This is a genomic window from Gilliamella sp. B3482 (assembly GCF_026536805.1).
Taxonomy (GTDB): domain Bacteria; phylum Pseudomonadota; class Gammaproteobacteria; order Enterobacterales; family Orbaceae; genus Gilliamella; species Gilliamella apicola_E.
Genome location: NZ_JAFNNL010000005.1, coordinates 63,196 through 82,617, shown reverse-complemented (window position 1 = coordinate 82,617; position 19,422 = coordinate 63,196). Strand labels below are relative to the sequence as shown.

Here is a 19,422-nt window from a genome sequence, read left to right as displayed (position 1 = left end):
TGCTAATTATTTTCGTGCAACAAATACATAGCCTCATAAGGTTGTAATACCATTTCACCTTCAAACTCTGTTTGATTTGAGTAATTACTTAACAAATTTTTCCAAGAACTATTTTCTAATGCTTTAGGCAATTGCCATTTAACCGTATTTTCGGTCAGATTGGCTATCACAAGTAATGTTTGATTATTCCAATGTCTGACATAGCACCAGCAATTAGCAACATCAGGCGTTAGATCTTGATAGTCACCAAAAATAAAAACCGGGTATGTTTTGCGTAATTTGATTAAAGTTTGATAGCAATAGAAGATTGAATTGGGATCATCAAGCGCTGCCTTAACATTGATTTTTGGATAATTGTTTGCCACCTCGATCCAAGGTTTACCTTGGCTAAATCCGGCATTGGCGGTGTTGTCCCACTGCATTGGCGTTCGGCTATTGTCCCGTGATTTACTGGCAAGAATCGCTAACATATCAGACTCTGACACAGCTTCGGCAATTTTTTCTTGGTAGATGTTAAGACTTTCTACATCTTTATATTGCGAAATATCGGTAAAATGGGGGTTTGTCATTCCGATCTCTTCACCTTGATAAAGGTACGGTGTGCCTTGGAGTCCATAAAGAATCATCGCTAGCATTTTTGCTGATTCGTTGTGGTATTGGTCTTCGTTACCTAAACGTGACACAATGCGAGGTTGATCGTGATTACACCAGAAAATCGCATTCCATGCCTTACCGTGCATACCCACTTGCCAATAGCCAAGTATCTTTTTGAGTTCAAGTAAATCAGGCTTAGCCAGCGTCCATTTTTCCCCATTTGGATAATCAATCTTTAAATGATGAAAATTAAACGTCATGGTCAACTCTTTGCCATCCAATGCGGCATATTTTTGACAGTTTTCTAATGTAGTTGATGACATTTCACCCACGGTTTTTAAACCATTAGGTTGAAAAACATCTCGACTTAACTCTTGTAAAAATTCGTGTATTTTCGGGCCGTCCGTATAATATTTTCGCCCGTCACCATTCACGTCATCCAGAAAGTCTTGCTGTTTAGAAACCAAATTGATCACATCCAACCTTAATGCATCAACCCCTTTATCCGCCCAAAATTGACAGACGTTTTTAATCTCTTGGCGGACGGTTGGATTTTCCCAGTTAAGATCGGCTTGCTGTTTTGCAAATAGATGTAAATAGTATTGTCCTGATTGCTCATGCCACTGCCAGGCTTTGCCGCCAAATTTAGATCGCCAATTGTTGGGTTCTGATCCGTCAGCTTTGGCATCTTTCCAAATATAAAACGATCGAAATGGGCTGGTTTTATCTAAGGCGGATTTAAACCATGGATGCTCTGTTGAAGTGTGGTTAAATACCATATCCATCATAATACGGATATCACGTTCATGCGCCTGCTTAACCAATAATTCAAAGTCGTCCATCGTGCCATAAGCCGGATCAATATTATAATAATCCGATACATCATAACCATTATCTACTTGCGGAGAAGGATAAATTGGCGTTAACCAAATCGCACTAATTCCCAGATTTTTCAGATAATCTAATCGACTTATGATACCTAATAAATCCCCCGTTGAACTCGCACCACTGGCTTGAAAACTTTTGGGATAGATTTGATAAATAGTACCATTTTGCCACCAAGGGATTTCGTTCGTATTCATTGTTTGCTCTTTATTTTTAATCAGTAAAATTAAATTCACATAAAACGGGTGAATTACTATTTATTATCATTATTGAATATTTAGTGTGCCTTTTTTCTGTTTTATTTTATAAACAATGATGGTTAATGCGATTGGAACAATAATCGCTACTAGCATTGCTAAGGCATAAATTGACCAATAAACAGGTTTTATTGATAAGATACCAGGCAATCCTCCCACACCGATACCATTAGATAATACACCATATAAACCACAGATTAATCCAGCACTAGCCGCACCGACCATGGCACAAAACATTGGGAATTTATAGCGTAAGTTAATACCGTACATAGCTGGCTCAGTAACACCTAGATAGCCGGATATAGCAGCAGGAATGGAAACTTCGCGCTCATTATGTTTTCGACTGATCAAAATGATGCCAACAACGGCTGAAGCTTGAGCAATATTGGATAAAGCAATGATTGGCCAAATTGGTGTACCGCCCATACTTTCTGTCATCTGCATATCGATAGCTAATGTAGTATGGTGAATTCCAGTAATAACCAACGGTGCATAAAAGAATCCAAAAATTGCCGAACCAATGAAGGCATAATCACCAGTCATTAAGTATTTAACCACATAAGCAATACCATTGCCTAACATTCGTCCGATTGGCCCTAAAAGAAAATGTGCAAGGACGACGGCTAATAGCAGTGATACGATTGGTACAATCACTAAAGTTAGGTAATTAGGGACAATTCTACGTAATCGAGTTTCGATCCATCCCAATGCCAAACCAGCAAAAATAGATGGAATCACTTGTGCTTGATAGCCGACTTTTTGAATCGTAAACCAACCAAAATCCCACACTTCAGGAACGATTTTCCCTAGATTATAAGCATTCATCAGTTGTGGAGAAACCAGTGTTATACCTAAAACAATCCCTAACACAGGAGAACCGCCCATTTTTTTGACTGTAGACCAACAAATAGCCACCGGTAGAAAGTGGAAAATCGCTTCACACGGTAACCAAAGGAAACTGTGAATAGGTACCAACCAAGTATACGTGTCAGTAAGCGGTTTATCGTTAATAGTTGGCATTTCACCAATTACATTACGCAAGCCGAGTAATAAACCACCCGCAATCAGTGCAGGTAATAATGGTACAAAAATTTCAGCTAAATTTGAGATTAACCGTTCAAACCATGACATATTTTGTTTAGCTGCGGCTTTTGTTTGCTCTTTGGTCGCTTCGTCAATATTTAATTGTTCAATCAATAACTTGTAATAACTATCAACATCCGTTCCAATAATAACCTGAAACTGCCCGGCATTATTAAAGCATCCTTTGACAAAAGACAATCCTTCAATCGCTTCAACATTGGCTAATTTGGGATTAGCAAGCGCAAACCTTAATCTTGTCAAACAATGGGTAACACTAGCAATGTTTTCTTTTCCTCCAACAAGTTCAATCAATTGCATAATTGATTTTGTTGAAACTTTAGGTGCTTTTGCCATTGTTAAGTCTCCTTATTTTCAATTTAAGCCAAAATTTTTTTAATTATTTCGACCCTAATTTGGTAACAATTAAGCATAAATTGAATTATTATTTAAATAAATGGGAACGTTCCCTTTTTGTGATAAACCTCACAATTTTAGGCAATATATCACTCAAAAATAATTAAATAAGTATTTGGGAAGGAACCGTAATAATTTTAGGTTTTGCTCCACTTTGTAGTATTTGCAATAACTCGTTTGCAGCGTAAGTACCCGCTTTATCAAAACCAAGATCGACTGTAATCGTTTTGGCAAACAAGAATTTAAGCAGATCGCTACTACCAATGCTAATAACAACAATATGATTGATATTTTTTTCAGATAAGAATTTATTTAGGCCTAAAGCAATTGAATCGGTAGCACAAATGATTGCTGTTGGTGAATCAACCAATACTGACTCGGCAAGTTCATAACCAGAATAATAACTTAATTTGCCAAGCACCGCATTTGGCTTAAGTTTATGAGTATGACAAAAATTAGTATACGCTTGGTAGCGTAATTCACCAGTAGTCTGATCTTGTTTAGTAATACCAATATAGCCAATTTTTTTATGCTTTTGATATAAATAGGTTAATGCTTTGTTTACCGCCCCTACATCATCATAACAAATGCAAGTATAATCAGAAAAAGGCCTAGCAATAACCACACATTTATCTTGCCAAAATGTCAGCCGAGAGCTATTCAATCCTGTAAAAGCAAAAATCACTACACCGTCAGCTTGCTTTTCTTTTAACATTGTCAGGTGTTCTTCGACTTTTTGCGGGCTAAATTGGCTCTCAATGATAATCGGATCATACCCATTTGCATAAAAAACAGGCAACATGTTTCGAACTGCATGATTTTCGGATATGGAATCAAGGCGAGTAACAATTATACCAATCACTTTATTACCATAACCACGCATTGCTCTAGCTGATTTGGATGGGGTAAATTGATATTGTTCAACAATTGCCATCACTTTGTTACGTGTCGATTCCTTCACCATTGGGTCGTGATTAATAACTCGCGAAACAGTGGATTTACTCACCCCGCTCAATTTGGCAATATCTTTAATGGTTAAATTCGGTGATGGCTTATTCATAATCAATTTTTAGAATGAAAATCAATTAAATCATAGTAATATAGTTTTAACAAAATGGCGATAGGTTGGCTAATAAGTTAATATCAAAATTATTAACTATTACTTATTCTTCATTTATAATTAGATTGAGATTTGACAGAGGAATAAAACAGAATCAACAAAGCATTAATAACCTCACATAGACAATTAATTATGAAAAAATCATATTTACTTTTAGGTTACACGCTATATTTTTTGAGTTTATCTGGCTATGCGTCTAGTGATGATACGAAGACTACAACAGAACAATTCAGATCCGCATTATTATGTCAGTCAAAACCTTTTGCCATAGAAGATAAAAAGATCATTGCTGAACTTGCAAAACAAAAAATTACTATAAAAAAACATGATAGTATAAATGAAATCGAATACTATTTTGGGCAACCTATCAAAGTTAAGAATGTATGGGTTAATATGATTCGTTATGAAAGCGATAATTTTGTCACATCTTTTTATGCTAAAGCCAAAGGTGATATGTACAAGTTCGCTAAATTGATTGAGGTTAACCCTATATTACGCAGCTGTGAAGAACCTATTCCTTTAAATGATACAGACATATTCCGAAAGGAAATTACCCCTATTACCGACAACAATCTCTACCCAAATACAATCGTTATTGGTCAGGATAAAGACTCAAAGCCGGATGAATTCTATTTCATTTGTTCTAAATTTGAGGCTAATTAGCCATAATTTTTTGCTTAATGAAAATCTTGCTATTAGTTTACTAACATTACTTATGTATAAACCTATTTATTAGCACTTTGTTTTGATTTATAAGCACTTCCCCACGCTAACATAGCATCATGTACTTGTTTTAAACTTTGACCGACATCGGTCAATGTGTATTCCACTTTAGGTGGTACTTGGGCATAGACTTTTCGGCTGATTAAGCCGTTTTTTTCCATTGTTCTTAGATGTTGGGTTAAGACTTTTTGAGATATACCGTTTAGTGATTTTTTTAATTCTCCAAAGCGTTTTGTACCTGTTAATAAATCACGAACGATTAAGACTTTCCATTTATCACCCATTAACGTAAGGGTAATTTCGACAGGGCAAGGAGGTAAAATTCCGTTGAGTGACATTAGTTAAAAATCCTTTAAATTCAATAATAGTATCATTTCGGTAACTATATTACTGCTTGGTACCTACTTTACAATAGATACTTAGAATATTAACCTAAAAATATCAAATTGTTAAAAGATTTTTCCAATTTAAAACCTGAATCAAACAATACTTATAAATTAATAAAGGAGTAAAAAATGAAAATTGCGGTTATTGGTGCTAGTGGTAAGTCAGGTAGTCTGATAGTTAAAGAAGCAATTGCGCGTGGACATGATGTAACGGCGATTGTTCGTAATCCGAACGCTCATGTTGACCCTAAGGCAAAAATTCTAGTTAAAGATCTGTTTGATCTAACTTATGAAGATTTGAAACCTTTTGATGTCATTATTGATGCTTTTGCGGCATGGACGCCAGAAACCCTTCCACAACATCAAACTAGCTTAAAACACTTAACTGATATTTTAAGCGGTAAACCTAATCGTTTATTAGTTGTTGGCGGTGCAGGTAGTTTATATGTCAATCCTGAGCATACTATTCGTTTAGTTGACTCTCCGGATTTCCCAGATGAATTTAAACCATTAGCCAATAACATGGCAAAAGCTTTAGATCAATTAAGAACTTGTAATGATGTAAATTGGACCTATCTAAGCCCAGCAATTGAGTTTATTGCTGATGGTCCAAGAACTGGTCATTATATTGTTGGTGGCGAGCAAATTTTGGTTAATAGCCAAGGGAAAAGTCAAATCAGCTATGCTGACTATGCAATCGCGATGATTGATGAAGCGGAGAATGCAAAACACATTAAACAACGTTTTACTGTAGCTACTAAATAATATTTTCAAGACCTTACATTAATAGCGATACCTAAAAGGTTTACTTTAATGTAAGGCACATAATCTAATCATTCCAATGTTTTATTCGATTTTCCTATCTAATCACCCAAAATGGTGCAAAAAAATTAACCAAACTGATTTAAATGGATCATTTTAGTGCAATTACACTTACAGAAAACCAAATCATGTCAGTTATGACTTACTTTTTGATTTTGTGGCACGTTTATTGCATAAGTATAAAGATTATTATGAAAATTTGATAAAACAAATAATACTGATAATATGAATTAGTATATGTCTAATTTGTAATCAATTCAGTTGGGAAAATTATTATGCAGTACGATCTCATTATTAAAAATGGTCTTGTCATTCTCGAATCTGGCGAAACTTATACCGATATTGCAATAAAAAATGGCAAAATTGCAGCAATTGGCCCTAATTTAGTGCAAGCCGATGAAATTATTGATGCTAATGGATTAATTGTTAGTCCCGGAATGGTTGATATTCATGTTCATATTAGTGAACCTGGTGGTGTTCGTCATGAGTGGGAAGGCTATATCACAGGAACAAAAGCATGTGCAAAAGGTGGCGTAACAACCTTTGTTGAAATGCCTCTTAACCAACTCCCGGCGACTACAAGTGGCGAAACTCTTCGTACCAAATATGCTGCTGGTGAAGGAAAACTTTATGTTGATGTTGCTTCTTATGGTGGATTAGTTCCTTATAATCTGACCAATAATGGTATTGCAGAACAAGTCGAAGAAGGTGTCGCGGCATTTAAATGTTTTATGGCAACCTGTGGTGATCCAAACCTTGACGGTGATTTTGCCAATGTAAATGATTACGCATTATGGGAAGGAATGCGCCAAATTGCTAAAACCGGTAAAGTGTTAGCTATCCATGCAGAAAATGCCGCAATTACTGATATTTTAGGGCAACAAGCTAAAGCACGAGGCGAAAGTAAATTATCACAATATGTAGCAACCCGTCCGGCATTTACTGAAGTTGAAGCAATTCGTCGAGCAATCTTTTTCGCTAAACAAACTGGGTGCCCGATTCATATATGCCATGTCGCTTGTCCTGAAGGAGTTGAAGAGGTTATCAAAGCTCGTCAAGAAGGCATTAATGTGACGTGCGAAACCTGTATCCATTACCTCTATTTTACTACAGACCAATTGGATGCTATTGGACCAATTGCAAAATGTTCACCACCAATCCGTGATCAGCAAGCTCAAGAAGGATTATGGAAATATCTATTTGCTGGCCACATCATCACTGCGGTGTCTGACCATTCACCATGTACTTACGATTTAAAAGACAAAGCCAATGCCTTTGATGCTTGGGGCGGAATCTCTGGTGTTCAAAATAATGTGGATATTATGTTTGATGAAGCCGTACAAAAACGGGGGATGTCATTAAAACAATTTGCCGATATCATCGCTAAAAACCCAGCTGAAAGATACAACTTACCAACTAAAGGCTCAATTCAAGTAGGTAAAGATGCTGACATCATCTTTATTAAACCTCATTCTAGCTATGTATTAAAAGAGCAAGATCTCGAATATCGTAATAAATTTAGTCCTTATGTAGGACGACAAATTGGTGCACAAGTGGTTCAAACATTATTACGAGGCAAAACTATTTATCAAATTAATGCCGGTATTAATTCAACACCAAGAGGTGAATTTATTCGGCGTTAATAATGGAATTGAAACGACAGAAATAAGTAGGGAAGGAAAGTCATGAAGAATAATACAGCACAATCACCAAATACATTGATGCAGATTGATAGTTCTTTATTACCCAAATCTAGCAAAGATCGAACTATGAATCCTTTAGCCTATTCTTTTATGTGGATTGGCGATGGCATGAATTTGGGTAATATGACCTTAGGTGCAAGCTTAGTTGTAGCTGGTGTTGCCACCATGAATATTTTCCAAACTTTTGCCGCAACATTAATTGCAATATTGATTATCACGACAATTTTTGTTTTTAATGATCGCTTAGGATATCGCACAGGTATTCCTTATGTGGTACAACTTCGCATGTCATTTGGTATAAAAGGCGCTATTATTTCTTCATTACTCCGCGGTATTCCTGCTATTGTTTGGTATGGATTTCAAAGTTGGATAGGTGCAACTGCGCTCAATGAAATTATTAGAATATTATCTAATGGTGATTTTAATAATATATTTATCTGTTTTCTTATTTTACAATTTTTCCAAATCGCTTTGTCGCTTTATGGATTCCATGCAATAAAATGGGTAGAAACGTTAATTTCAATTGTTATTCTTTGTGCGTTAATTTATGTCTTTATTATATTACTCAATAATCATCAAGAAATTATTATAGACAAATGGGTAAATACCGAAGGAACTTGGGGATTACCATTCTGCGGCTTCATTATGATGTTCTTAGGTAATTACGCTGCAATTTTTCTTAGTGCAGCTGATTACTCACGAGAACTAAAAGCAGGTTTTAGCGATAAAAAAAGGGGGCTCCTCTATTTTCTACCAATTTTTGTTGCTTACGGTTTTATTATTACTATTGGTGTGATGTTAGCTTCAGTCACAGGTAACTCTAATCCAGTTAAAGCATTTGCGATTGTAGTAAATAATCCATATATCACCATCGTGGTATCATCCTTTATTGTATTAGGCACCATTGCTGTAAATATCGTTGCTAATATCATCCCACCAGCTTACGTAATTACGTTATTAACAAAAGCTAAATATAAAGTAGCAGTAACCATTACAGGATTATTAGCTATCGCTTCTTTTCCTTGGGTTCTTGTTCAGGATACCTCAGCAAAAGGATTAGGTTTATTTATTCTAATTTACTCCGCATTTTTGGGACCAATTGTGGCAATTTTGTTGGTGGAATACTATCTGTTACGTCGCCAAAAAATTGATGTAAATACACTATATGATAACAACGGTCAATTTGCTGGATTTAACCCCGCTGCTATTCTAGCGATGCTTATTGGATCAGCAGCTGCATTTTATGAAGTGAGCTTAACATGGATTGTCGGCTTTGTTGTTGGTGGTATAAGTTATATATTGCTCACCAAATTCTCATTTAAAAACTCACCTTTCAAAAAAGGGACAATATTTGAAAAAAAATAGATTAAATGACGATCAATATTGTGCAGTAAATTTATCATAATTCACTGCCAATTTGATATGTCACTTGGATCTTTCGGTTATCAGGTATTTCTAAATTAGATAACACGGCTAATTGAGGAAAATTAGGTCTTAAAAATTGGGAGAGCATCGCTCTTAATGTGTGATTAACCAATAAAACAGGCGGCGCTCCCATTGCATCTTGCTGATTTAATGCTTGTTTGAGTTGTTGAAGAATATGTTCTGCTAGTCCCGGTTCAACATTACTAGTATTTTGCAAAGCTTGCAGTAATATTCTTTCTAAATCAATATTTAATCCAATTACTCTTATCGGTTCCGTCCCAGGAAACCATTGTTGGGTAATCACACGCCCTAGCGCTATTCTAACAATACTGAGTAAATGATAGGCATCGTTTTGATTTGGTGCCTGTTCACAAATCGTCTCAATAATTGTGCGCATATCACGAATCGACACTTTTTCAGAAAGTAAGTTTTGTAGAATTTTATGAAAAGTAGTTAAAGGCACTACGTCAGGAATAAAATCTTCGACTAATTTAGGAATATCCTGCTTTATTCGATCCAATAATTCTTGTGTCTCTAATCGTCCCAATAAATCACTGGCAAATTGATGTAACAAATGATTGAAATGGGTGGCAATCATGGTACTAGTATCAACAACAGTGTAACCCAATATTTGTGCATTTTCTTTGTCATTTTCATCTATCCAAACAGCAGGTAAACCAAAAGCCGGCTCAATAGTTTCAATGCCTTCGATAGTTTCGGTTACTGTGCCGGGGTTGATCGCTAACCACTTATTATTCATAATTTCGCCTTGACCAATTTCACCACCTTTTATAAAAATTTTATATTGATAAGGTGATAACGAGAGATTATCGCGAATATGAACTTGAGGCGGTAAAAAGCCTAATGTTTGCGCAAACTTTTTACGCAAACTACGAATTCGACCAAGTAATTCACCATTTTGGTTTTGATCAACCATAGGAATGAGCCCGTATCCAACTTCCATCGCTAAGATATCTTCAATATTGACATCAGACCATGAAGCGTCAATATTTGTTGGCGCTGCAACACTTTTGGGTGGAGCGGCAACTGTTTTTTCAACTCTCTTTTGTTTGGTTAACCACCAAGAAATTACTGATAATACCGCAGTAAACATTAAAAATACTAAATTTGGCATCCCTGGAATAAGTCCAAGCAGACCAATAACAACCGCAGTTAAGATTAATACTTGAGGGTTATTAAATAACTGTTTAAGCATTTGGTCGCTAATGTTTTCTTGTGAGGTAACCCGAGTCACAATTACACCCGCAGCGGTAGAAATAATCAGTGAAGGGATTTGTGCAACTAGACCATCACCAGTCGTCAATAATACATAGGTTTTACTCGCATCTGAAAATGTCATACCATGCTGCATTACCCCAACTAATAATCCACCAACAATGGTTATGGCCATAATTAGTAATCCAGCGATGGCGTCACCACGTACAAACTTACTTGCACCATCCATTGAGCCATAAAAATCGGCCTCCTGTGTAACTTCTGCGCGCCGTGCTTTGGCTTCATCTTCACCAATTAATCCAGCATTGAGATCAGCATCAATTGCCATTTGCTTACCTGGCATACCATCCAACGCAAAGCGAGCACCAACTTCAGCTATCCTACCAGCACCTTTAGTGATTACCATGAAGTTGATGATCACTAAAATAATAAAGACAACAATACCAATAGCGAAATTACCGCCCACTAAAAAATGTCCAAAAGCCTCAATAACTCTACCTGCTGCATCACTACCAGTATGACCTTTTAACAGTACAACCCGAGTTGAAGCAACATTTAGCGATAGTCGTAATAACGTTGCAAAAAGCAGAACTGTAGGAAACGCTGCAAAATCTAAAACCCGCTTAGTAAACAAGGCAACAATCAAAATAATAATTGATAATGCAATATTAAAAGTAAAAAACAGATCCAATATAAATGCAGGTAAAGGTAATACCATCATTGAAAGAATCAATAAAATAAGCATTGGTCCTGTTAAAATTCGATAATGACCACTTTTTGATAGATTTACTGATAATAAATTGGCTAATTTTGATTTCATCATAGAGATTTACTTTTACTCATTCACGGATAAAGATTCAGGGATCGGTATATTCGTTGGTTTTTGAGGCTTATCACCGCCATGTTTATGCCAACGTTTTAATTGATAAACCCAGGCTAAAATTTGCGCAACGGCAGCATAGAGTTCAGCTGGGATGGTTTGTCCTATTTCACCATAGCGATATAAAGCCCGAGCGAGAGGGGGAGCCTCTAATTGTGGAATGCGATGCTCTTGGGCAATTTCTTTAATTTTGATAGCGATATTGTCGGTACCTTTAGCTATAAGTTTAGGGGCAGACATAGTTTTATCATCATATTGTAGTGCAACAGCATAATGAGTTGGGTTAGTGATAATAACATTGGCTTTTGGTACATCTTTCATCATTCGACGTCTTGCTATTGCTTGTTGCATCTGGCGAATGCGCCCTTTAATTTGTGGATTACCTTCTTGCTCCTTGAACTCGTCTTTAATCTCTTGTTTAGACATTCTTAATTTTTTTAAATTACTCCAGATTTGATAAAAAATATCAAATCCAACCATAGGAATTAAAGCTAAAATAGTTAATATTCCTGAATAAATAAGCAGTTGCATAACGTTAGATAATGCACTATTTAAATACATATTTGGCAGCGAAAGCATATTTGGAAATTGATTGATTAGAAACAATGTCACGGCAAAACCGATTAAAACAACTTTAAGCAGGCTTTTAAATAACTCTGAAAAAATTCGAATACTAAACATTCTTTTAAATCCGCTAATCGGATTCAATTTACCAAAATTGGGTTTAATTGATTGCAAACTAAAAAGTAAACCACCAACTCCCATAGGTGCAATGATGGCAATAATGACTAATCCGAAAAAAATAGGTAAAATCGACCAAAATCCAGCGGTTAATAAATTAATTAAATTGAAAATAATTTGTTTATCATCATCTGTTCGGTATGCAACCAACATAGCGTGTTGAATAATTGTTTTTAAATTAGCAACAAAATGACTGCCCATCATCCAAAATAATAGGATACTAACCAACAAAATAATTAACGATGTTAACTCGCGAGATCGTGGGATTTGTCCCTTTTCCTTGGCTTTTTTTAATTTGCTATCGGTGGGTTGTTCGCTTTTATCTAGATCACTATCATCAGCCATATCTTAATTAAATCAATTTTATTGCCTAATTACCGTTTACAGCACAGTATGAACGCAACTTGAGAAAGTTATTGGCTTAATAAGACCCTAATTTAATAGTTATTTATCTCGTTTACCGTAAAACAACTTCAAAATGATTAAACTTTAGCGCGTTTAGATGAAATAGTTTCTGGTTGTTGATAACCATTATGGGTATAAACAGCAGGATTATTCATACTTTTCAAATAATCTATTGAATGTTGCGTTACGTTCATTCGGTTTTGAATAAGCACTCCGTTTTCCCGATTGATTTGAGCTAATCGCTGAGTCATTTTTGTGATAGCTTGCCATTTTAATGCTAACTCTTGTTTTTCACTATAAGGTGACTGAATATTGCATTGCTGACTAACTTTTAGTCTTTTTTCATCCAGTAATTTTAACTCAATGAGTAATTGGCTTTTTTGGTTTATAATCTCACTCAATTGATTTACTGAATTATTTTTAAATAATATTTGTTGTTCAGCTTCTAAAATATCTGACAGGGCTTGTAACATAACTGTTACATTATTAAAAATGTTATCTAATTCTAACATGACGACATTCCTTCAAAATCAATTAGATTTCAATATTTTCGAAAGTTTGCTTAATAATTTCATCGGCAATTTTATTTAGATTGATCACTAATTTACCTTCAGTAATGGCCTGTTTTATCTTTTCAATTTTACTAATATCGATATCATTTTCAGTTGAATGCAACAATGCTATAGTATTTTGGCTTAACTTAACATTCAACGTTAAGTTATTTGAGTTTTGCATAGATGCATTAGTTTTTTTATTTTGCTCATTTATACGATTAAGTACCCCTGATACGGTGGTAACCATTTTTGTTGCATCTATACTCATAAAATTCCTTCAATTAACGTTGAGGTTTATAGGGGAGGTTTAATCTAATTATCGGCAAAAATTAGAAAATCATTAATTTTATTTGTTTAAAATTGTGATACCTTTTTCTGTAATAACACCCTGAACAATATTACCTGTATTAAGTTTGATATTTATTAATTCACCCAAGGCACCATTGCTTAGTGTTTTGCCATTAGCAGCAATTGAATACCCCTCACCATTAACAATTACTTTTACTGTTTGACCTGCTTTAACATGCCAATTTTTTTGTAACATTGAATTTTTAATAGGCTCACCATTATTAATATTTCTTAAAGCAATATGATTGATAACCTCTGATTTATTCAAAATTACAGTAGGTGGTAATTTATCTAACCGCCCAGATTGCATTTTCACTTGCTGCTCTGTCATTAATGTTCCTGCACTTATCGGCTGATTCGCCATAACATAACTCCCAGTAACAGCAACATAAACTTGAATATATTTAGTAATGTTTTCACATTTAGCAGTAATAGTTAAATTACCCCACTGCTTATTTTTATTTAAAATCGCAAATGTTGGTGAATCACATTTTAATTGAGGTTTCAAAGTGAGGTAATCAATAGCAATATTATCAATATTAGCTTCGCTAATTTGTTGATAGATTAGATCGCTAATCTGTTTTTCCATTGAGTTAGCCAAAGCTATTTTTGAGCTACACAACATACCTAAAAGGCTTATATATTTTATAAACTGAGACATATTTGTTCACAACATTATTGGTAACTAAATTTTACTTTATCAGCTAATTTATTGAATGTTGAAATAAGGGCAATTTTTATCGTTATTTATACGATGATTTTTTTTTGATTTGCTTAAAATTCTCTACATAAAAAAAGATGAGATGATTTTATGCTAAATAAATTAGATACTTTTGTTAACTTTCATCAACAAGCATTAAGTGTTCGTGAAAAACGACAAAATATACTTGCGACCAATATTGCCAATAGTGATACGCCTAATTATCAAGCTAGAGATATTGATTTTAATATTGAATTAAAAAAAGCTATCAATAATCAACATACGCTTAATAATATAAAACTTAATATAACATCAGCAAAGCATATTCAAACCAACACTATCGGCTCAGCTGATTATCAACTTCTGTATCGCATTCCTTATCAATCATCTGCTGATGGTAATACTGTTGAAATGGATCAAGAAAGAACAGCTTTTATGGATAACAGTATCCATTATCAAAGTAATTTAACATTTTTAGGTGAACAATTTAGAAATGTAGTATCCGTATTACAGCAAGGATAACCATTATGAGCTTTTCTATTTTTTCTATCTCTGGTTCTGCCTTAATGGCTCAAACTCAACGAATGAATGTTAGTGCAAGTAATTTAGCAAATGCTGACAGTGTGACGAGTACTTCAGGTCAGGCTTATCGAGCTAAACAAGTTATTTTCCAAGTCGATGATATTAATTATCCAAATAGCGTTGCTGGAGTAAAAGTATCTGAGGTCATCGAAGACCCATCACCAATGAATTTAGTCTATGACCCTAAGCACCCTTTAGCTGATGAGAAAGGTTACATTCAAAAACCTAATGTAGATGTAGTGGCAGAGATGGTCAATACCATTTCAGCATCTCGTAGCTACCAAGCAAATGTGGAAGTCATTAATACCGTAAAAAGCTTAATGCTTAAAACACTTACCTTAGGGCAATAAAGGGGCTTAATTCATGGGTATTTCGAATGTACCAGTTTCAGAATCGTCAAATATGGCTAGTCCACAAGCAGTGAGGAAAGGTTCATCTGATGGTAATTCTAGTCAGGAATTACAAGATAACTTTTTAACATTACTTATTGCCCAAATGAAGAATCAAGATCCAACTAATCCAATGGATAATAGTCAGTTAACCTCGCAATTGGCGCAAATTAATACGCTAGCAGGCATTGAACGACTTAATACAACGTTAGGTATGGTTTCAGGCCAGATTGACGATAGTTTATCTGTCAATGCGAGCAATATGATTGGTAAAGGCGTTATGGTTCCTGGTAATAAAATATTAGTCGCAACTTCAGAAATAGATGGTTCAAAAAGTGATAAAGAGACCATTACTACGCCGTTTGGTTTTGAACTTATGCGTGATGCTGATTCGGTTGTTATCACCATAAAAGATGAAAATGGTAATGTTGTACGAGAAGTCGATCTTGGATCCATCCCTGCTGGTGTCAGCTCTTTTACTTGGGATGGAGAACTTAACGATGGAACTTTAGCTCCAGATGGTAGCTACACGTTTTTAGTTAATGCTACTTACGAGGGGCAAAAAGTCACATCAACACCATTAGCTTACTCTGTTGTTTACGGAGTAATTAATAGCAAAGTTAATAATAAAGTATTACTTGATTTAGGGATACTTGGTTCAATTAGTATTGACGAAGTGCGTCAAATTCTTTAAAGGGGAATAAGTTTATATGGGATTTTCTCAAGCAATCAGTGGTATGAATGCCGCTTCTAAACAATTAGATGTTATTGGTAATAATATTGCCAATTCTGCAACAGTTGGCTTTAAAAGTGCTAGTATTTCATTTGCTGATATCTATGCCGGTTCAAAAGTAGGGATGGGTGTTAAAGTTGCTGCTGTTATGCAAAATTTTAATGACGGTACAACAACTTCAACCAACAACAGTTTAGATGTAGCGATTTCAGGTAATGGATTTTTCAGATTAGTTGATAGTAGTGGACAAATCTACTATACCCGTAATGGTCAGTTTCAATTAGATGCTGAACGTAATATCGTATCTGCTGACGGTTTCAATTTGACTGGTTATCTTGCGACAGGTACTCCACCACAAATTCAACAAGGTTCAGCACCGGGTCCATTAAAAATTTCACAAGAAATGTTAAATGCATCAGCAACCAATAAAGCTGCTTTGCAAACAAATCTAAATTCAAATAGTAAAGTTCCTGAAAAACAACCCATTAATGCAACAGATGCTGACACATTCAATTATTCAACCACTATCACCACTTATGATTCATTAGGTAATCAACGTAATGTTCAGCTTTTTTATGTAAAAACAGCAGATAATCAATGGGATGTTCATTACCTTGATAGTAGCGATCCTAATGCAACTCTACAAGCATTAGGAAAAATGGAATTTGATTCATCAGGCAAATTAATCAGTGATCCAGAAATGACTATAAATATTAATGGCATAAATGGATCAGAAGATAATAGCTTTACATTGTCACTTGCAAACAGTACTCAACAAAATATGGGTAAAGAAGTCGGTAGCATAAAAACCCCTATCGTTGATGGCTACGCAGCAGGTGATTTAGTTGGCTATAGTATTAACAATGATGGCACTATTTATGGTGTTTATTCTAACCAACAAACCATGTTATTAGGTCAAATTGCCATGGCTGATTTTGCCAATGTTAATGGATTAGAGTCAGCAGGGAATAATAACTGGCGTTCAACACTTAATTCTGGTGGTGAAGTATTAGGCTCAGCCAATACAGGTACTTTTGGAGCATTAGCCAGTGGCGCCGTTGAATCATCTAATGTCGATATGAGCCAAGAATTAGTCAATATGATTGTTGCCCAACGTAATTATCAATCTAATTCTCAAACCATTAAGACACAAGATCAAATTCTTAATACATTAGTTAATTTAAGATAATTTAAGGAATATGTATGGATCGCGTTATTTATACTGCCATGTCTGGCGCTAGCCAAACATTAAATCAACAATCCATAACCAGTCATAACTTAGCTAATGTATCAACAGCAGGCTTTCGTGCTCAATTAACGGCAATGAAAGCCGTTCCTATTGTGGGTAATAGTATGCCAACAAGGACCATGGTTGCAGCAACCACGCCTACCTATGATTCAACAATGGGTGCATTTAATTACACTGGGCGAGATTTAGACGTTGCTTTATCAGAAGATGATTGGCTAGCTGTACAGTTAGCTGATGGTAGTGAAGCATATACTCGTAATGGTGCGATTCAAATTGATGAAAATGGCACACTTAATATCCAAGGTCATCCATTGCTTGGTGATAATGGCGTATTAACAGTTCCTCAGCGTTCACAGGTTAGTATCAGTGCCGACGGAACTTTATCAGCGTTAGGTGCAGGTGATAAACGCACAACCATTGCTCAAGTTGGAAAAATAAAGAAAGTTCACCTTGAACCTAATGAGTTGGTACGTGGCGATGACGGTTTTTTTCATGCAACAACTGTTAACAATCGTGGTGCAGTATTACAAGATAATCCTAACGCAAAACTAATGTCTGGAGTATTAGAAGGCAGTAATGTTAATCCTGTTACTGCAATGGTGAATTTGATTAGCCATTCTCGTCAATTTGAAATGCAGATGAAGCAAATTACTACAGCAGATGAAAATGCACAAAGAGCCAATCAAATATTATCGTTAACATAATTAAAATAGGAAAAAGCAATGATTAAATCATTATGGATTGCAAAAACTGGGCTAACTGCACAACAAATGAATATGGATATAATTTCCAATAATTTAGCCAACGTTAGTACTGGTGGTTTTAAACGCCAACGTGCTGTTTTTGAAGATCTGTTATATCAAACTATTCGCCAACCTGGCGCCCAATCATCTGAACAAACAACACTACCTTCTGGATTACAAATTGGTACCGGTGTTAGACCTGTAGCTACCGAACGAATCCATAGCCAAGGAAATTTAGAATTAACTGATAATAGCAGTGATATCGCTATTAATGGACAAGGTTTTTTCCAAGTTCTGATGCCTGATGGAACGCTAGCTTATACTCGAAGTGGTGCTTTTCAAGTTAACCAAAATGGTCAATTAGTTACGGCTGCTGGTTACGAAATTCAACCAACCATCAACATTCCATCAAATGCGATAAAAATGACCGTGGCACGGGATGGTATTGTTAGTGTGACGTTAGCCAATCAATCAACTCAAGTGCAAGTTGGTCAATTAACATTACATACTTTTATTAATGACACTGGGTTAGAAAGTGTTGGGGAAAATCTCTATTTAGAAACCGAAAGCTCTGGTGCTCCAACTGAAAATACACCGGGATTAAATGGTGCTGGATTGCTGTATCAAGGTTATATCGAAACCTCTAACGTAAATGTCGCAGAAGAGTTAGTTAACATGATTCAAGTACAACGTGCTTACGAAATTAACAGTAAAGCAATATCAGCGTCTGACCAAATGTTGCAACGTTTAAACCAGTTATAAAACTATGATAATGAGATATCTTTATATTTTAGTAATGATGTTATTAGTTGGTTGTAGCCAATTACCTAAAAAAGCATTAGTTGAAGGGCAAACCAGTATTGTTCCTCAAATACCAGAAATTGTTAATTCAAGTGGCTCAATATATCAAGCATCACAACCAAGTAGTTTTGGCTATCAACCAATGTTTGAAGATCGTAGACCTCGCAATATTGGTGATGTATTAACCATTGTATTACAAGAAAATGTGAGTGCGAGCAAAAGTTCATCTATTAATGCTGGCCGTAATGGTGGGGTAAATTTAGGTGTAAAAACTGTTCCTCACTTTTTAGATGGATTAGTTGGTAGAGGCAAAGTAGATACTGATATCTCAGGCAGTAACGATTTTAAAGGTTCTGGTGGCGCTAATGCAAAAAATACATTTAGTGGAACCATCACCGTCACCGTTCAAGATGTCATGATTAATGGCAATTTAAAAGTAATTGGTGAAAAACAAATTGCAATAAATCAGGGAACAGAATTTATTCGATTTTCAGGCGTTGTTAACCCTAGGACAATAAGTGGTAACAATACCGTTATTTCAACTCAAGTTGCCGATGCTCGCATTGAATATGTAGGTAATGGCTACATTGATGAAGCTCAAACTATGGGTTGGTTACAACGCCTGTTTTTTAATCTTTCACCATTTTAA

General features: G+C 35.4%; 20 protein-coding genes. 11 read left to right on the top strand and 9 right to left on the bottom strand.

Features of this window, described 5'->3' with window-relative positions; translation table 11 throughout:
* Positions 1–2: 2 nt before the first annotated feature.
* The 3 genes from treC to treR all read right to left on the bottom strand — a co-directional run bounded on the left by treC (position 3) and on the right by treR (position 4,293).
* The gene (gene treC / locus J3U18_RS09130; RefSeq protein WP_267353745.1) at positions 3–1,676 is read right to left on the bottom strand and encodes an alpha,alpha-phosphotrehalase; all 1,674 of its coding nucleotides are present in this window, start codon (positions 1,674–1,676) and stop codon (positions 3–5) included.
* Positions 1,677–1,745: 69 nt separating this feature from the next.
* A complete protein-coding gene (gene treB / locus J3U18_RS09125; protein WP_267353744.1) occupies positions 1,746–3,173 on the bottom strand; it encodes a PTS trehalose transporter subunit IIBC in 1,428 nt (475 codons plus the stop codon).
* A gap of 163 nt (positions 3,174–3,336) precedes the next feature.
* Positions 3,337–4,293 carry a trehalose operon repressor TreR gene (gene treR, locus J3U18_RS09120; RefSeq protein ID WP_267353743.1) on the bottom strand — a complete coding sequence of 319 codons (957 nt, stop codon included), beginning with the start codon at positions 4,291–4,293 and terminating at the stop codon, positions 3,337–3,339.
* A 192-nt stretch (positions 4,294–4,485) separates the two neighbouring features.
* Here treR and J3U18_RS09115 point away from each other — a divergent pair, with 192 nt between their 5' ends.
* The gene (locus J3U18_RS09115; RefSeq protein ID WP_267353742.1) at positions 4,486–5,016 is read left to right on the top strand and encodes a hypothetical protein; all 531 of its coding nucleotides are present in this window, start codon (positions 4,486–4,488) and stop codon (positions 5,014–5,016) included.
* 62 nt (positions 5,017–5,078) lie between these two features.
* Here the strand turns inward: J3U18_RS09115 and J3U18_RS09110 are convergent, their stop codons facing one another.
* The gene (locus J3U18_RS09110; protein WP_267353741.1) at positions 5,079–5,414 is read right to left on the bottom strand and encodes a winged helix-turn-helix transcriptional regulator; all 336 of its coding nucleotides are present in this window, start codon (positions 5,412–5,414) and stop codon (positions 5,079–5,081) included.
* A gap of 177 nt (positions 5,415–5,591) precedes the next feature.
* Between J3U18_RS09110 and J3U18_RS09105 the strand changes: the two genes are divergently transcribed.
* The 3 genes from J3U18_RS09105 (at position 5,592) to J3U18_RS09095 (ending at position 9,352) form a co-directional block, all read left to right on the top strand.
* The gene (locus J3U18_RS09105) at positions 5,592–6,227 is read left to right on the top strand and encodes an NAD(P)-dependent oxidoreductase (RefSeq protein WP_065562515.1); all 636 of its coding nucleotides are present in this window, start codon (positions 5,592–5,594) and stop codon (positions 6,225–6,227) included.
* A 332-nt stretch (positions 6,228–6,559) separates the two neighbouring features.
* Positions 6,560–7,927, top strand: a complete 1,368-nt coding sequence (allB, locus tag J3U18_RS09100) for an allantoinase AllB (RefSeq protein WP_267353740.1) — start codon at positions 6,560–6,562, stop codon at positions 7,925–7,927.
* A 42-nt stretch (positions 7,928–7,969) separates the two neighbouring features.
* Entirely contained in the window at positions 7,970–9,352 is a 1,383-nt protein-coding gene (locus J3U18_RS09095) for an NCS1 family transporter (RefSeq protein WP_267353738.1), read from the top strand.
* A 34-nt stretch (positions 9,353–9,386) separates the two neighbouring features.
* On the opposite strand, the gene flhA is transcribed toward J3U18_RS09095, so the two are convergent.
* The 5 genes from flhA to flgA form a co-directional block, all read right to left on the bottom strand.
* On the bottom strand, positions 9,387–11,468 hold the full coding sequence (gene flhA / locus J3U18_RS09090; RefSeq protein ID WP_416380404.1) for a flagellar biosynthesis protein FlhA: 2,082 nt from the start codon (positions 11,466–11,468) through the stop codon (positions 9,387–9,389).
* Between the two features lie 15 nt (positions 11,469–11,483).
* Entirely contained in the window at positions 11,484–12,614 is a 1,131-nt protein-coding gene (gene flhB / locus J3U18_RS09085; protein ID WP_267330837.1) for a flagellar biosynthesis protein FlhB, read from the bottom strand.
* 137 nt (positions 12,615–12,751) lie between these two features.
* Entirely contained in the window at positions 12,752–13,186 is a 435-nt protein-coding gene (locus J3U18_RS09080) for a flagella synthesis protein FlgN (RefSeq protein ID WP_065562519.1), read from the bottom strand.
* Between the two features lie 22 nt (positions 13,187–13,208).
* A complete protein-coding gene (flgM, locus tag J3U18_RS09075) occupies positions 13,209–13,496 on the bottom strand; it encodes a flagellar biosynthesis anti-sigma factor FlgM (RefSeq protein ID WP_267353734.1) in 288 nt (95 codons plus the stop codon).
* 78 nt (positions 13,497–13,574) lie between these two features.
* Positions 13,575–14,237 carry a flagellar basal body P-ring formation chaperone FlgA gene (flgA, locus tag J3U18_RS09070; RefSeq protein ID WP_267353732.1) on the bottom strand — a complete coding sequence of 221 codons (663 nt, stop codon included), beginning with the start codon at positions 14,235–14,237 and terminating at the stop codon, positions 13,575–13,577.
* A 150-nt stretch (positions 14,238–14,387) separates the two neighbouring features.
* Between flgA and flgB the strand changes: the two genes are divergently transcribed.
* The 7 genes from flgB to J3U18_RS09035 are packed head-to-tail and all read left to right on the top strand — an operon-like array spanning position 14,388 to position 19,422.
* The gene (flgB, locus tag J3U18_RS09065) at positions 14,388–14,798 is read left to right on the top strand and encodes a flagellar basal body rod protein FlgB (protein WP_267353730.1); all 411 of its coding nucleotides are present in this window, start codon (positions 14,388–14,390) and stop codon (positions 14,796–14,798) included.
* Positions 14,799–14,800: 2 nt separating this feature from the next.
* Positions 14,801–15,208, top strand: a complete 408-nt coding sequence (gene flgC / locus J3U18_RS09060; RefSeq protein ID WP_141677437.1) for a flagellar basal body rod protein FlgC — start codon at positions 14,801–14,803, stop codon at positions 15,206–15,208.
* Between the two features lie 52 nt (positions 15,209–15,260).
* On the top strand, positions 15,261–15,941 hold the full coding sequence (locus J3U18_RS09055; protein ID WP_416380403.1) for a flagellar hook assembly protein FlgD: 681 nt from the start codon (positions 15,261–15,263) through the stop codon (positions 15,939–15,941).
* Between the two features lie 16 nt (positions 15,942–15,957).
* Positions 15,958–17,169, top strand: coding sequence for a flagellar hook protein FlgE (gene flgE / locus J3U18_RS09050; RefSeq protein WP_267353726.1), 1,212 nt, complete (start codon positions 15,958–15,960; stop codon positions 17,167–17,169).
* A 14-nt stretch (positions 17,170–17,183) separates the two neighbouring features.
* Positions 17,184–17,933, top strand: coding sequence for a flagellar basal body rod protein FlgF (locus tag J3U18_RS09045; RefSeq protein WP_267337177.1), 750 nt, complete (start codon positions 17,184–17,186; stop codon positions 17,931–17,933).
* Positions 17,934–17,951: 18 nt separating this feature from the next.
* Positions 17,952–18,734: a flagellar basal-body rod protein FlgG gene (gene flgG, locus J3U18_RS09040; RefSeq protein WP_065562527.1), complete on the top strand. Its 783-nt coding sequence runs from the start codon at positions 17,952–17,954 to the stop codon at positions 18,732–18,734.
* A gap of 10 nt (positions 18,735–18,744) precedes the next feature.
* On the top strand, positions 18,745–19,422 hold the full coding sequence (locus J3U18_RS09035; protein ID WP_267353724.1) for a flagellar basal body L-ring protein FlgH: 678 nt from the start codon (positions 18,745–18,747) through the stop codon (positions 19,420–19,422).